Raw genomic sequence first — 14,806 nt, forward strand, 5'->3', positions numbered from 1 at the left:
CACGAGGCATTCGATGGCGGCATTATGCCAGTTTCGCGCCCGATCGGCAGGGCCCGGACGACGATGCCCGGGATCAGTCGCGTCGAAACGGTAGCGCCGCCTCGGCCGCGGCGACGTAGGCCTCGACGTGGCGCCGCTCCTCGGCACAGAAGCGCGCGACACCGTCGCGCAGCCGCGCGTCGGCGATATGGTGCAGCGAGGTGAGGCGACACGGCGCGAAGCCCCGGGCGAGCTTGTGCTCCCCCTGGGTGCCGGGATCGAAGCGGGCGAGCCCCCGCCCCAGGCAGTGCTCGATGCCCTGGTAGTAGCAGGCCTCGAAGTGCAGGCAGTCGGCGGTCACCTCGCTACCCCAGTAGCGCCCGTAGAGGGTGCGCGCGCCCTGCAGGCAGAGCGCGGCGGCCACCGGCTGGCCCGCGAGGCGCGCCTGGATCAGCAGCAGCGACTCGGGCAGGGTGCGGCGCAGGCGCTCGAAGAAGTCGAGGCCGAGATAGCCGTGGCGGCCGCGCTCCAGGTAGGTGATCTCGTAGCAGCGAAAGAAGTGCGCCATGGCCGCCGCGTCGATGGCCTCCCCCTCCAGGCGGTGCAGGGTCAGCCCCTGCTCGGCCACCAGGCGCCGCTCGCGGCGGATCGCCTTGCGCCGCTTGGCGGTCAGCGCGGCGAGAAAGCCCGCGAAATCGCCATAGCCGCGATCCTGCCACTGGAACTGCACGCCCTGGCGCGCCAGCAATTGGGGCCGCGCCTCGCGCCAGGCCGACACCTCGTCCTCCTCGGCAAACAGCAGGTGCCAGCTCGACAGCTCGCCCGCCTCCCAGGCCCGGGCCAAGCGCCGCCGCGCGGCCAACGGATCGACATGGGGCGCGAGCGCCAGGCGCGGCCCCGGCGCCGGGGTGAAGGGAATCGCCGAGAGCCCCTTGGGATAGTAGTCGCCGCCGACGCGCTCCCAGGCCTCGGCCCAGCTCCAGTCGAAGACGTACTCTCCGTAGGAGTGGTGCTTGTGATAGTGGGGCAGGATCCCGACCAGCGTCTCTCCCTCCCAGAGGGTCAGGTGGCGCGGCACCCAGCCGGTGGCCGGGCTCGCCGCGCCGCTGGCCTCGAGGGCGTGCAGGAACTCGTGGCGCAGGAAGGGGTGGTCGTCGCCGACCAGGGCGTTCCAGCGCGCCGCCGGCACCGCCTCGATGGCGGACAGCTCGCTCAGGACCAGTTCCGGCATGGGGCCTCCGGGGAAAGCGGCGCCGGCGGCTGACAAGCCACCGGCATTGCGCCTACATTGTGCGCAGACCGTTCCCCCGATGCCACCACTCACCGCCATCACTGACAGGGAGACGCGCATGGCCGACGCCCGCGCACTGCCGGCGCGCCTGGCGCAGCAGCGCCACGCCTTCACCGCCGAGCCCTACCCCTCGGCGACGGTTCGACGTGACCGCCTCGCGCGGCTTTCGACCATGACTCGCCACCATCGTGACGAGATCGTTCGCGCGATCCGCCAGGACTTTGGCCATCGCGCCGAGGCCGAGACGCGCCTGGCGGAGATCGCCACCCTGCTGGAGGCCGTGCGCCATGCCCGCCGCCGCCTCAAGCGCTGGATGACGCCGCGCAAGGCGGCCGTGCCCTGGCGGCTGGCGCCCGCCCGGGCCCGCGTGCATCGCCAGCCGCTGGGGGTGGTGGGCATCATTGCCCCGGCCAACTACCCCTGGCAGCTGGCGCTGCTGCCGGCAGTGGACGCCCTGGCCGCCGGCAACCGGGTGATGCTCAAGCCCAGCGAGCACGCCCCCACCACCGCCGCGCTGATGGCGCGGCTGGCGGCGCGCTACTTCGATCCCGCCGAGCTCGACGTGGTCGAGGGCGACGCCGGGGTCGGGCGCGCCTTCGCCGCCCTGCCCTTCGACCACCTGCTCTTCACCGGCCCCGCGTCGATCGGACGAGAGGTCGCCGGCGTCGCCGCCGAGGGGCTGACGCCGGTCACCCTCGAGCTCGGTGGCAAGACGCCGGCCATCGTCGCCGATGACGCCGACCTGACCCATGCCGCCCGGCGCATCGCCTTCGGCAAGTGGCTCAACGCCGGCCAGACCTGCATCGCCCCGGACCACGTGCTGATCGATGCCGCGCGACTGCCGGCCTTCGTCGAGGCGCTCCGCGAGGCGGTCGCGGCCTTCTACCCCCGCGGCACGGCGAGCGACGACTATTCGGCGGTGCATGGCAAGGCGACGCGTACCCGGCTCGAGGCGATGCTCGCCGAGGCCCGCGATCACGGCTGCCGGGTGATCGAGCTCGGCGAACGCATCGAGCTCAGCCGGGGCAGCAAGCTGCCGCCGACGCTGGTGATCGACCCCACCGCGCGCCTTGCGATCATGCACGAGGAGATCTTCGGTCCCTGGCTGCCGGTGATCGGCCTGCACGACTTCGATGCCGCCCTGGCCCGGGTCGCCGAGGGTCCACGGCCGCTGGCCCTCTACGCCTTCACCGACGACCCGGCCCGGCGCCGACGGCTGATGGAGGAGACTCGCTCCGGCGGCGTGGTCTTCAACGACACCCTGTGGCACGTCGCCGTGCCCGGCCTGCCCTTCGGCGGCGTGGGCGAGAGCGGCATGGGCGCCTACCACGGTGAAGCCGGCTTCCTGCGCTTCAGCCACCAGCGCAGCGTCTTCGTCCAGTCTCGACGCAGCCCCGTCGGGCTGCTGAACCCGCCCTACCGGCGATGGCTGCTCAAGCTGCTCGGACTATAAGGTAATAAAACTACAAATATGACAAAAATGCGGCTAGCATGGGCGAAATATCGCGAATTATATTGGTAAACTTACCAAACCAAACAGAGCCGAGGTGTATCATGGCCAGCCCGACCCCCGCCCTCAACGCCACCGTCGCCGACGTCACTCGCCGCATCCGGGAACGCTCCGCCGAACGCCGCGCCCTCTACGAGCGCCGCATGGCCGACCAGCACCGCCGCGGGGTGCATCGCGGCGAGCTCTCCTGCGGCAACCTCGCCCACGGCTTCGCGGCCTGCGGCGCGGCGGACAAGGACGCGCTGAAGCTGATGAACTCGGCCAACCTGGGCATCATCTCGGCCTACAACGACATGCTCTCGGCCCACCAGCCGCTGGCGACCTTCCCCGAGACCATCAAGGCCGCGGCGCGCGCCATAGGGTCCACCGCCCAGTTCGCCGGCGGCGTGCCGGCCATGTGCGACGGCGTCACCCAGGGCCAGCCAGGCATGGAGCTCTCGCTGTTCTCCCGGGACGTGATCGCCATGGCGACCGCCGTGGGGCTCTCCCACAACATGTTCGACGCCGCGCTCTACCTCGGAGTCTGCGACAAGATCGTCCCGGGGCTGTTCATCGCCGCGGCCCGCTTCGGCCACCTGCCAGCCATGTTCGTGCCGGCCGGCCCCATGCCCAGCGGACTGCCCAACAAGGAGAAGGCTCGCATCCGCCAGCTCTTCGCCGAGGGCAAGGCCAGTCGCGAGGACCTGCTGGAAGCGGAGTCCGAGTCCTACCACAGCCCCGGCACCTGTACCTTCTACGGCACCGCCAACTCCAACCAGCTGATGATGGAGATGATGGGGCTCCACCTGCCCGGCACCTCCTTCGTCAATCCGGGTACCGAGATGCGCGAAGCGCTGACCCGCTTCGCCACCGAGCAGGCGGTCCGCAACACCGAGCCGGGCGGCGAGTATCGCCCCTTCTACAAACAGATCGACGAGCGGGCCATCGTCAACGCCATCGTCGGCCTGCTCGCCTCGGGCGGCTCCACCAATCACACCCTGCACCTGATCGCCATGGCCGCCGCCGCCGGCCTGACCGTCACCTGGGAGGACTTCACCGACCTCTCCGCGGTGACGCCGAGCCTGATGCAGGTCTACCCCAACGGCCAGGCGGACATCAACCATTTCCAGGCCGCCGGCGGCATGAGCCTGCTGTTCCGCGAGCTGATCCAGGCCGGGCTGATCCACGGCGACATCCCCACGGTGTTCGGCACCGACCTGACCGCCTACACCCGGGAGCCCTTCCTCGAGGACGGCAAGCTGGTCTGGCGCGAGGGGCCGGAGCAGAGCCTCGACACCGAGGTGCTGCGCCCGGTCGCCGCGCCCTTCGCCCCTACCGGCGGCCTTACCGTGCTCGACGGCAACCTGGGCCGAGGGGTGATCAAGGTCTCGGCGGTCCGAGCCGAGCACCGCGTGGTCGAGGCGCCGATCCAGATCTTCGAGGACCAGAACGACCTCAAGGCGGCCTTCGAGGCCGGCGACCTGGACCGGGACGTGATCGCCGTGGTGCGCTTCCAGGGCCCCAAGGCCAACGGCATGCCCGAGCTGCACAAGCTGACCCCCTACCTCGGCGTGCTGCAGGATCGCGGCTACCGGGTGGCGCTGGTCACCGACGGGCGCATGTCGGGCGCCTCCGGCAAGGTGCCGGCGGCCATCCACATGAGCCCGGAGGCCCTGGACGGCGGGCCCCTGGCGAAGCTCAGGGATGGCGATGTGGTGCGCCTCGATGCCGACACCGGCAGCCTCGAGGTCAAGGTCGACGCCCATGAGTGGGCCGAGCGTCCGCTGCGGGTCGGGAACCTGGAGCACTACCACGTGGGCCTCGGCCGCGAGCTGTTCGCCGGCTTCCGACACCTGGCCATGCGCGGCGAGGAGGGTGCCGGCGTCTTCGGCGGCTTCGAGGCCGACGACCTGGCCCGCCAGGCCGGCCAGATCCACGATGAGGATGCCTGAGCCACGGCCAGGACAGGGATATCGCCGTTGCACATAGCGAGAAGCGCCAGCGACGGATCGAAGAGGGGATCCTACGCCATGGATGGCGTCGGTAGTGCCCAGGGAAGGGGTCACAGCGCCCCTCGTCGGTCCGGCGCTTCGGGACCTGTCGCCGGGTACAGCTTCAAGCAATTCGGCCATCTGCCAAAGCCCTGGCGGCCAGACAAGACGAGTTGACGATGACACGACACGCCCTGATCGGTGATATCGGTGGCACCAACGCGCGCCTCGCACTGGTGACGCCGGGCGCCGTCGCCCCCCATGACATCCGGAGCCTGCCCTGCGCCGACTACGACGGCCCGGTGGCGGCGATACGCGACTACCTGGCCAGCGTCGGCGCCGTCGGCGACGATGCCCCCCGCGAGGCCTGCCTGGCCTTCGCCTGCCCGGTCCACGGCGAGCGGGTGACCATGACCAACAATCCCTGGGACTTCACCAAGACCGAGGTGCGCGAGGCCCTGGGACTGACACTGTTCAAGGTGATCAACGACTTCATGGCCCAGGCGCTGGGCGTGCCCCACGTCGCCGAGGCCGACCTGGTGACCGTGCAGCCCGGCGAAGGCGCGCCCCATGCCGCAAAGCTGGTGATCGGCCCCGGCACCGGGCTGGGCGTGGCCGGGGTCTTTCCCGGCCGCCACGCCTGGGTGCCCCTTCCGACCGAGGGCGGTCACGTCACTTTCGCCCCCGCCGACGAGCGCGAGCAGAACCTGTTGCGCCATTTCCGCCAGCGCTACGGTCGCGTCTCGGTGGAGCGGCTGCTGTGCGGCCAGGGTCTGCTGGACCTCTATCTCGCTCACTGCTCGCTCAAGGGCGTTAACCCGCGCTACGCGACGCCTGCCGAGGTCACCGAGGCAGCCGGCGGCGGTGACGCCGTGGCCCGTGATACCCTGCTGCGTTTTCTGAAGATCCTCGGCGACGTCAGCGGCGATGCCGCGCTCACCCTGGGCGCCCGAGGCGGCGTCTACCTGTGTGGCGGCATCCTGCCGCGGCTGCTCGACTGGCTGCCGCAGAGTCGCTTCCGCGAGGCGTTCGCCGACAAGGGGCGCATGAGCGCCTACACCGCCGGCCTCCCGATCCGGGTGGTGACCGCCCCCTGGCCGGGACTACTGGGAGCCGCCGAGGCCCTGCACAACATCGAAGTCGAGTGAATCGACAAAGGAGATCGCATGATTCCCGCATCCCTGCGCGCCCTGCTGGACGCCACCGACGGTCAGCGCCGCGTCGACTGGGCCGGCCGCGAGGTCTGGCTGGCGCGCGAAGCCTGGGGCGAGCTGGCCGTATCGTTGCAAGGCGCCCAGGTGCTTCACTTCTTGCCCTGCGCCAGTGCCCCGAACGGTCCCGACGCCACGCGACCGCATCCTGCCACCTCTAGCCCGGACCCGAGCGAAGAAGCCCTGGTGCCCGGCGGATGGCTCTGGGTCACCCCGACGCCCCAGGCGCTGCCCGGCGCGATCCGCGGCGGCATCCCGCTCTGCTGGCCGTGGTTCGCCGACGAGAACACCGCCGACGAGTCGCCGGACCGCTCCGGCCCCATGCACGGCCCGGCCCGCAAGGCCGACTGGCGCCTCGATGCCGTGGACGAGCACGAGGAGGGCCTGGAGCTGCACCTCTCCCCGGTCGAGCGGCTGCACGGGCAACTGATCCCCCGCGCGGTGATCCAGGCCAACGCCCGGCGCCTGCACGTGGAGCTGATCACCGAGCACGTCGGCGAGACCCCGGTGAAGATCACCGGCGCCCTGCACAGCTACCTGGCCGTCGAGGACGCCTTCGCCTGCCGCGTGGAAGGGCTAGCCGGCGCCAGCTACCTGGACAAACTCGCCGACTTCGCCGAGCGCGACCAGCAGGGCGAGCTCGGCGTGCGCGGCGGCCTGGACCGCATCTATCGCAGCAATGCCGAGCTGGTCCTCGACGATGGCAGCCGCCGGCTGCGCATCGCCCGTCAGAGCAGCGACTCGGCGGTGATCTGGCACCCTGGCGACACCCCGCCCGCCGATACCTCGGTCGAGGCCGCCCGCCACTTCCTGTGCGTCGAGTCGGCGAACACCCGGCTCGACCCGGTGTGGCTGGTCCCCGGCGCCCAACACCTGCTGGGCACTACCCTGTCCCGGGCGGACGACGCCTGAGCGCTGCCCCACCCACCACGAGGATCCTCGACCATGCTGCCTGTCATCGCCTTCGGTGAAGCCCTCGTCGACATGCTCTCCAGCCGACTGGGGGGCGCCGCCGACGACGCCCAGGAGACCTTCACGCCTTACGCCGGCGGCGCCCCCGCCAACGTCGCCGTGGCCTGCGCCCGGCTCGGCGTCCCCAGCCGCTTCCTAGGCATGCTCGGCGACGACCACTTTGGCGACTTCCTCGCCGAGGCACTGGCCGCCCAGGGCGTCGAGCTCTCCGGGGTCTGCCGCACCCGCGAGGCGCGCACCGCGCTGGCCTTCGTCTCTCGCGATGCCGACGGCGAGCGTACCTTCGACTTCTACCGGCCGCCCGCCGCCGACCTGCTCTATCGCCTCGAGCACCTGCCGGCCGGCGTCTTCGCCGAGCCCGCGATCCTGCACCTGTGCAGCAACAGTCTGACCGACCCCGAGATCGCCGAGACCACCCTGGCCATGGCCGAGATGGCCGCCCGGGCCGGCTGCGTGGTCAGTGTCGACGCCAACCTGCGCCACAATCTCTGGCCAGAGGGTCGCGCCGATACGGCCCTGGTCACCCGCCTGCTCGACAGTGCCGACCTGCTCAAGCTATCCCGCGAGGAGGTCGACGACCTGCGCGGCAGTCATCCCGAGGACGCCTGGCTGGCCGAACGCCTGGCCGCCGGGGTCAGGCTGGCGGTGATCACCGACGGCGGCGACGACGTGTGCGCCCTGGGCGCCGGGCTGTCGCTGGCCGTCACCCCGCCGAAGGTACAAGCCGTGGATACCACCGCCGGGGGCGACGCCTTCATCGGTGGGCTGCTGGCCGCCCTCGCCGAGCATGGCTTCGAGGAAGGCTGGCACCGCGACACGGCGCGCCTGGAGGCGACGCTGGCCTTCGCCTGCCGCTGCGGCGCCCACGCCGTCACCCGCCCGGGCAGCTACGTCGCCCTCCCCACCCGGGCCGATCTCACCTCGGACTGATCGGCGCGGAGGGGGCCGCGCCCTCCTCCGCGCCGGCACGCCAGCGCATCCGCCGCGGCACCGTGCGCTGCCCGGCGGCGCCCTCGCCCCGGGCGGCAGCCAGCGCACTCTCCAGCGTCGCCTCGGCCATGCGGTCGTGATCCTGCTCGGCGGAATTGACCGCCACCGGCAGAAACTCCAGCAGGCGGCTATCGCCGAAGGTCGCCAGGCGCAGCGAGGCCGGCAGCCCGCCGGCCTCGAGCAGGGTGTCGAGCACGCCGTCGAACAGCGAATAGGACGCCGTGGCCAGCGCATCCGGCAGGCCGTGCTCGTCGATGACCCGACGCATCAGCCGGGCGCCCTCAGCGCGATCGTAGCGCTCGCCGGAGCGCATGATGGCCTCGGCCTCGCCCCCTGCCAGGGCCCGCTGGAAGCCGCTTCTCCGCTCCTGGGTGATCGAGAGCCCAGGCACCGCGTCCAGCCACACCACCCGCGAGGTCTCGGGCGACAGCACCGAGGCGGCGAGCCGCTGGGCAGCCTCGGCGTCGTTAGAGACCACGCTGGCGAAGCGCGCGGCGTCGAAGCCGCGATCGACGGCCACCACCGGCAGGCCCTCGGCCTGCAGCTCGGCGTAGAAGGGATCGTCCATCGGCAGGCTGCTGGCGGTGATCAGTACCTCGCAGCGCCTCGCCCGCAGCGCCAGGGCCAGGTCGCGCTCGACCTCGGGTCGGTCGTCGGAGCCGGCGATCAGCAGCTGGTAGCCCGCCTCCCGGGCGCCGCGCTCCAGCCGCTTGGCCAGCCGCGCGTAGGTCACGTTCTCCAGGTCCGGCACGATCAGCCCCAGGGTACGGCTGGAGCCGCGACGCAAGGCGGCCGCCTGGGGGTCGACCCGATAGCGGTGGCGTTCGACCACCGCCATCACCCGGTCGACGGTGTCCTGGCTGATGCGCCGTGTCTCGGCCTGGCCGTTGATGACATAGCTGGCCGTGGTGCGCGAGACCCCGGCCAGTCGAGCAATTTCCGCGAGCGTCATGGATTCCCCCTAGACTGACGGGGGCATTCTACGCGTGACTGCCACGCCGCCACCCCCTGCCAAAGTCGTAGACTCGAAGCCTTGCCAAGCCGGCTGAACCGATCCAGCATTCGTCATGTCAAAGGTGACACGATTCACCTAACTCGCACAAGCCACCGCAACGCCCCGGGTACCACGGAATGGCCCGGCGTCGCCCCCGACGAACCGGAGACATCGATGTTAACCCTACGCCAGGATGACGTCCTGCTCGGCTGCCAGGCCGAGCACTGGCGCGCCGCGCTGGACCAGGCCGCCGAATCACTGCGCGCCGCCGGCCTGGTCGCCCCGGAATACCGCGACGGCCTGCATGCGCGGGAGGCCCAGTCATCGACCTTCCTCGGCAACGCCATCGCCATTCCCCACGGCACGCCGGAGAGCCGGGAGCACGTGCGCGCCACCGGGGTGCGGGTGCTGCAGTTCCCCGAGGGCGTCGAGTGGCACGACGGGCAGCGGGTCCACGTGCTGGTGACCATCGCCGCCCGGAGCGACGAGCACCTCGACATCCTGCGCCAGCTGACCCACGTGCTGGACCAGGAGGGCATCGCCGAACGCCTGGCCGGCGCCGAGCGGGCGGCCGAGATCGCCGAGCTGCTGTCGAAGGCGGTGGTCGAGGCCAGGCTCGACGCCGACACCCTGTGCCTGGGTTTCCCCGCCCGCGACCACCGCGAGCTGGCACTGGCCGGCGCCGCCCGGCTGCGCCAGGCCGAGTGCGTCGATGCCGCCTTCGTCGCCGCCGTCGCCGAGGCCGCCCCGCGCGCCCTGGGCCGCGGCCTGTGGCTGGTGGCCAGCGACCGCGGCGTGGGCGTGCCGGCGCTGGCGCTGGCCACCCCGGCCGAGCCGCTGCAGGCCGACGGCGCCCCGGTGCAGGGCGTGTTCTGCCTGGCCGCCCAGGGCCAGGACCATCGTGGCCTGCTCGAGCGCATCCTGGCACTGCTCGATAGCGACGCCCCCGACTCCCTGCAGCGCCTCGATGCCGACGCCCTGCTGGCGCGACTGGCCGGCGAATCCGCTGCGGCCAGCCAGCGCCTGGCCACGGTGCTCAACGCCCACGGCCTGCATGCCCGCCCGGCCAAGCAGCTGGTCCAGGTGGCCCGCGCCCAGGGCGTGGCGGTCCGCGTGCGCCTGGCCGAGGGCGGCTTCGATGCCGTCTCGGCCGCCAGCCTGACCAAGGTCATCAACCTCGGCGCCCGCCGCGGCCAGCAGCTGACCTTCACCGCCGAGGGCGACGGCGCCGAGGCCGCCCTGGCGGCGGTATGCCGCGCCGTGGAGGAGGGCCTCGGCGAGCACGTCGAGCCCTTCGATGCCTACCGCGAGCCGCTGGCGACGACACCGGAGCACTCCCCGGCGCTGGAGCCGCTGGCCGACGACGTCGCCCACCCCGCGGTGGCCGCCTCGCCGGGCCTGGCCATCGCACCGGCCTTCGTGCTGACCACGCCGAGCTTCGACTACCCGGCCCGCGCCGCCGACCCGGCCGCCGAGCGCCGCCGTCTCGATGACGCCATCCGCGAGGGCGGCGAGCAGCTCGAGGCGCTGATCCATCACGCCCGCGGCGGCGAGGTCTCGCAGATCCTGTCGATGCACGAGGAGATGCTCGGCGACCCCGAGCTCCACCAGGCCGCCCGCGAGGGCATCGACGAGGGCGCCTCTGCCGAGGCCGCCTGGTGGGAGGCGATCGACACCGCCGCCCAGGCCCAGGAGCGCCTCGCCGACAAGCTGCTCGCCGAGCGCGCCGCCGACCTGCGTGACGTCGGCCGCCGCGTACTGGGCATCCTGTGCCGGGTCGCGCTGCCCGAGCCGCCGGATCATCCCTACATCCTGGTCACCGACGACATCGGCCCCTCCGACGTGGCGCGCCTCGACACCAGCCGCGTGCGCGGCCTGCTGACCGCCCGTGGCGGCGCCACCGCCCATAGCGCCATCCTGGCCCGGGCGCTGGGCATTCCCGCCGTGGTCGGCGCCGGCGAGCGCATCCTGACGCTCGCCAGCGGCACCGAGCTGATCCTCGACGGCGAGCGCGGCCGGGTGACCCCGGCCCCTGCCGCCGAGCGCCGCCTGGCCGCCGAGCAGCGCCTGGCCGAGCGCCGCCGCCGCGAGGCCGAGGCCTGGGAGGCACGCTTCGAGCCGGCCCGGACCCGCGACGGCCATCGCGTCGAGGTGGCCTCGAACCTCGGCAACACCGCCCACGCCGCCGACGCCGTGGAGCGCGGCGCCGAGGGCGTCGGCCTGCTGCGCACCGAGTTCGTGTTCATGGCCCACGCCGAACTGCCCGGCCTGGAGACCCAGATCGGCGAGTACCGCGAGGCCCTGGACGCCCTGGACGGCCGCCCGCTGGTGGCCCGCACCCTGGACGTGGGCGGCGACAAGCCGCTGCCCTACTGGCCGCTGCCCCAGGAGAGCAACCCTTTCCTCGGCCTGCGTGGCATCCGCCTGGCGCTGACCCGGCCCGAGGTGCTCGAGACCCAGCTCCGTGCGCTGCTGATCGCCGCGGGGCCGACGGACGAGCCGCAACGCGAGGCCAAGCCGCTGCGCATCATGCTGCCGATGGTCAAGGACGTGGCCGAGTTCCGTGCCGCCCGGGCCATCCTCGACCGGCTGCTCGAGGAACTGCCGGTCGGCGAGCGCAGCGACGACGTCCAGCTCGGGGTGATGATCGAGGTGCCCTCCAGCGCCCTGCTCGCGCCGACCCTGGCCGCCGAGGTCGACTTCTTCTCGGTGGGCACCAACGACCTGACCCAGTACACCCTGGCCATCGACCGCGACCACCCCGAGCTCTCCGCCCAGGCCGACGGCCTGCACCCGGCGGTGCTCAAGCTGATCGAGATGACCGTGGCCGCGGCCCACGCCGAGGGCAAGTGGGTCGGGGTCTGCGGCGAGCTGGCCAGTGACGCCACCGCGGTGCCGGTGCTGGTCGGCCTCGGCGTCGACGAGCTCTCGGTCAGCGCCCGCCAGGTGCCGCTGGTCAAGGCGCGGCTGCGCGAGTTCGACCTCGATGAGGCCCGCGCCCAGGCCGAGCTGGCGCTTTCCCAGGCCACCGGCGAGGCGGTCCGCGACGCCCTGGAGGCCCGCTGATGGCGCGCCTGCTGACCCTGACCCTAAATCCCGCCCTGGACCTCTCGGTGTCGCTCGAGCGCCTGGCGCTCGGCGAGGTCAACCGTACCCGTGCCACCCACCTCGCGGCCGCCGGCAAGGGCGTCAACGTGGCCCGGGTGCTCGCCGCCCTCGGCCACGACGTCTGCGTCTCGGGCTTCCTCGGCGCCGACAACGACGGCCCCTTCCTGCGCGCCTTCGAGGCCGAAGGGCTCGAGGATGCCTTCCTGCGCGTGCCCGGCGAGACCCGCATCAACGCCAAGCTCGCCGAGGCCGACGGCCGGGTCACCGACGTCAACGGCCCCGGGCCGACCATCGACACTGCCGCCTGGCAGACGCTGCTCGACAGGCTCGCGGCGCTGGCCGCCGACGACACCCGCCGCCCCGAGGCGGTGGTGATCGCCGGCAGCCTGCCGCCCGGCGTCACGCCCGACGCGCTGGCCGAGCTGATCGCACGGCTGCGCGGCGCCGACCTGCCGGTATGGGTCGACACCAGCGGGCCGGCCCTCGAGGCCGCCATCGCCGCCGGCCCCACCGCGGTCAAGCCCAACGAGCACGAGCTGGCCGCCTGGGCCGGCACGCCCCTCGACGACGAGACCGCGCGCCTGGCGGCCGCCCACCGCCTGCATGATGCCGGCATCGAGGAGGCGGTGCTCTCCGCCGGCGCCGAGGGCGTGCTGTGGGTCAGCCGTCGCGGTGCCTGGCAGGCGCTGCCGCCGCCCATGACGGTGGCCAGCACCGTGGGCGCCGGCGACACCCTGCTGGCGTCGCTGCTGCACGGCGTGCTCGAGGGCCACGCGCCCGACGAGGCGCTGCGCCAGGCCACCGCGCTGTCCGCCGAGGCGGTCCGCCACCTCGGCGTGGGCGACGCCCACGCCGCCGATTTCCCATCACTCCAACAACAGACGCGCGTCCACCGCCTTGGCGGCGACGACGCCGAGGGAGTCCCCGCATGAATGCCATCCTCATCACCGCCTGCCCCAGCGGCATGGCCACCACCTTCCTCGCCGCCCGGCGCCTCGAGCAGGCCGCCGAGCGGCTCGGCTGGAAGACTCACGTGGAGATGCACGGCGAGCTTGCGCCGGTGCAGCCGGTCTCCGCCGAGGCCATCGCGGCCGCCGATCTCGTCATCGTCGCCGCCGACCACGTGCCGGACCCGCAGCGCTTCAAGGACAAGCGGCTCTACCGCGCGCCCATCGACCAGGCGCTGCCCGACCCGGGCGGCTTCCTCGAACGCGCCCGGCGCGAGGCCGAGGCCTTCGTGCCCGGCGGCGAGACCCACGCCACACCGGTATCCAGCTCCGGTGCGGCCGGCGGCCGGCCCATCGTCGCCGTCACCGCCTGCCCCACCGGCGTGGCGCACACCTTCATGGCCGCGGAAGCCCTCAGTGAAGCCGGGAAATCCCTGGGCCATCCCATGCGCGTCGAGACCCAGGGCTCGGTGGGCGCCCAGGACCAGCTGACCGACGAGGAGATCCGTGACGCCGAGGTGGTGATCCTGGCCTGCGACATCGAGGTCGATCCCACTCGCTTCGCCGGCAAGCGGATCTATCGCACCTCCACCGGCAGCGCCCTGAAGCGGCCCAGGCCGACCATCGAGGCGGCGCTGGCCGAGGCCGCGGTGGAAGACGGCAGCGCCGCGCCTGCGGGCAGCGGCGAGGCCAGGAAGAGCCTCAAGGAGAAGGGCGTCTACAAGCACCTGCTGACTGGGGTGTCCTTCATGCTGCCGATGGTGGTGGCCGGCGGCCTCTTGATCGCGCTGTCGTTCGTGTTCGGCATCGAGGCCTTCCAGGAGGAAGGCACCCTGCCCGCCGCGCTGATGCAGATCGGCGGCGGCACGGCCTTCGCGCTGATGGTGCCGGTGCTGGCCGGCTACATCGCCTACTCCATCGCCGACCGCCCCGGCATCGCGCCGGGCATGATCGGTGGCATGCTGGCCTCCGAGATCGGCGCCGGCTTCATCGGCGGCATCCTGGCCGGCTTCCTCGCCGGCTACGTGGCCAAGGCGGTGACCCGCCACGTCAAGCTGCCGGCCAGCGTCGAGTCGCTCAAGCCGATCCTGATCATCCCGCTGGTGGCGAGCCTCGTCACCGGCCTGACCATGATCTACGTGGTCGGCGAGCCGGTGGCGGCGATCCTCTCCGGGCTGACCACCTTCCTCGAGAACATGGGGTCCACCAACGCCCTGCTGCTGGGCGGGCTGCTGGGTGCCATGATGTGCTTCGACATGGGCGGGCCGGTGAACAAGGCCGCCTACACCTTCGGCGTCGGCCTGCTGGCCTCCGAGACCTACGCGCCCATGGCGGCGATCATGGCCGCGGGCATGGTGCCAGCGATCGGCATGGGTATCTCGAGCTTCGTCGCCAAGTCGAAGTTCTCGGAGCCGGAGCGCGAGGCCGGCAAGGCCTCCTTCGTGCTGGGCTTCTGCTTCATCAGCGAGGGTGCGATTCCCTTCGCCGCCAAGGACCCGCTGCGGGTGATCCCGGTCAGCATGATCGGCGGCGCGATAACCGGCGCGCTGTCGATGCTGTTCGGCGCCAAGCTGATGGCCCCCCACGGCGGCATCTTCGTGCTGCTGATCCCCAACGCCATCACCCCGGTGCTGCTGTACCTGGCGGCGATCGTTGCAGGCTCGCTGATCACCGGCCTGGGCTACGCGGCGCTCAAGCGCGGCGGCCAGGCAGTAGCGGTCGAGGCCATTGGCTGACCTCGGCCACGCCATCCCCGGACGCCTCACCGGTCATCGGCGGGGCGTCTACGCGCCCGGAATAAAAGCGGCGTGTGAGCTGGCCCAGCCGAAGCGGC

General features: G+C 72.3%; 10 protein-coding genes. 8 read left to right on the plus strand and 2 right to left on the minus strand.

What is annotated here, in order from left to right:
- Positions 1 to 73: 73 nt before the first annotated feature.
- Positions 74 to 1,210, minus strand: coding sequence for a GNAT family N-acetyltransferase (locus tag ACGTNG_RS01155; RefSeq protein ID WP_394574992.1), 1,137 nt, complete (start codon positions 1,208 to 1,210; stop codon positions 74 to 76).
- A 118-nt stretch (positions 1,211 to 1,328) separates the two neighbouring features.
- Here ACGTNG_RS01155 and ACGTNG_RS01160 point away from each other — a divergent pair, with 118 nt between their 5' ends.
- From ACGTNG_RS01160 to ACGTNG_RS01180, 5 genes are all read left to right on the plus strand, one after another.
- Entirely contained in the window at positions 1,329 to 2,723 is a 1,395-nt protein-coding gene (locus ACGTNG_RS01160) for a coniferyl aldehyde dehydrogenase (RefSeq protein WP_394574993.1), read from the plus strand.
- A 101-nt stretch (positions 2,724 to 2,824) separates the two neighbouring features.
- Positions 2,825 to 4,711: a phosphogluconate dehydratase gene (gene edd / locus ACGTNG_RS01165; protein ID WP_394574994.1), complete on the plus strand. Its 1,887-nt coding sequence runs from the start codon at positions 2,825 to 2,827 to the stop codon at positions 4,709 to 4,711.
- 218 nt (positions 4,712 to 4,929) lie between these two features.
- Positions 4,930 to 5,898 carry a glucokinase gene (gene glk, locus ACGTNG_RS01170; protein ID WP_394574995.1) on the plus strand — a complete coding sequence of 323 codons (969 nt, stop codon included), beginning with the start codon at positions 4,930 to 4,932 and terminating at the stop codon, positions 5,896 to 5,898.
- An 18-nt stretch (positions 5,899 to 5,916) separates the two neighbouring features.
- A complete protein-coding gene (locus ACGTNG_RS01175) occupies positions 5,917 to 6,873 on the plus strand; it encodes an aldose epimerase family protein (RefSeq protein WP_394574996.1) in 957 nt (318 codons plus the stop codon).
- A gap of 33 nt (positions 6,874 to 6,906) precedes the next feature.
- Positions 6,907 to 7,863: a carbohydrate kinase family protein gene (locus ACGTNG_RS01180; RefSeq protein WP_394574997.1), complete on the plus strand. Its 957-nt coding sequence runs from the start codon at positions 6,907 to 6,909 to the stop codon at positions 7,861 to 7,863.
- On the opposite strand, the gene cra is transcribed toward ACGTNG_RS01180, so the two are convergent.
- The gene (gene cra, locus ACGTNG_RS01185) at positions 7,850 to 8,875 is read right to left on the minus strand and encodes a catabolite repressor/activator (protein WP_394574998.1); all 1,026 of its coding nucleotides are present in this window, start codon (positions 8,873 to 8,875) and stop codon (positions 7,850 to 7,852) included. The genes ACGTNG_RS01180 and cra overlap by 14 nt on opposite strands.
- A gap of 216 nt (positions 8,876 to 9,091) precedes the next feature.
- Here cra and ptsP point away from each other — a divergent pair, with 216 nt between their 5' ends.
- From ptsP to ACGTNG_RS01200, 3 genes are read left to right on the plus strand one after another with little or no spacing between them, the layout of a single operon-like run.
- Complete coding sequence (ptsP, locus tag ACGTNG_RS01190; RefSeq protein ID WP_394574999.1) at positions 9,092 to 11,983, plus strand: phosphoenolpyruvate--protein phosphotransferase; 2,892 nt, start codon at positions 9,092 to 9,094, stop codon at positions 11,981 to 11,983.
- Positions 11,983 to 12,957 carry a 1-phosphofructokinase gene (pfkB, locus tag ACGTNG_RS01195; protein WP_394575000.1) on the plus strand — a complete coding sequence of 325 codons (975 nt, stop codon included), beginning with the start codon at positions 11,983 to 11,985 and terminating at the stop codon, positions 12,955 to 12,957. Before ptsP ends, pfkB begins: the two co-directional genes overlap by 1 nt.
- Positions 12,954 to 14,708 (plus strand): PTS fructose-like transporter subunit IIB, encoded by a 1,755-nt coding sequence (locus ACGTNG_RS01200; protein WP_394575001.1) that lies wholly within the window; start codon positions 12,954 to 12,956, stop codon positions 14,706 to 14,708. The genes pfkB and ACGTNG_RS01200 overlap by 4 nt, the downstream gene beginning before the upstream one ends.
- Positions 14,709 to 14,806: the final 98 nt, after the last annotated feature.

This window comes from Halomonas sp. B23F22_3, assembly GCF_043496965.1.
Taxonomy (GTDB): domain Bacteria; phylum Pseudomonadota; class Gammaproteobacteria; order Pseudomonadales; family Halomonadaceae; genus Halomonas.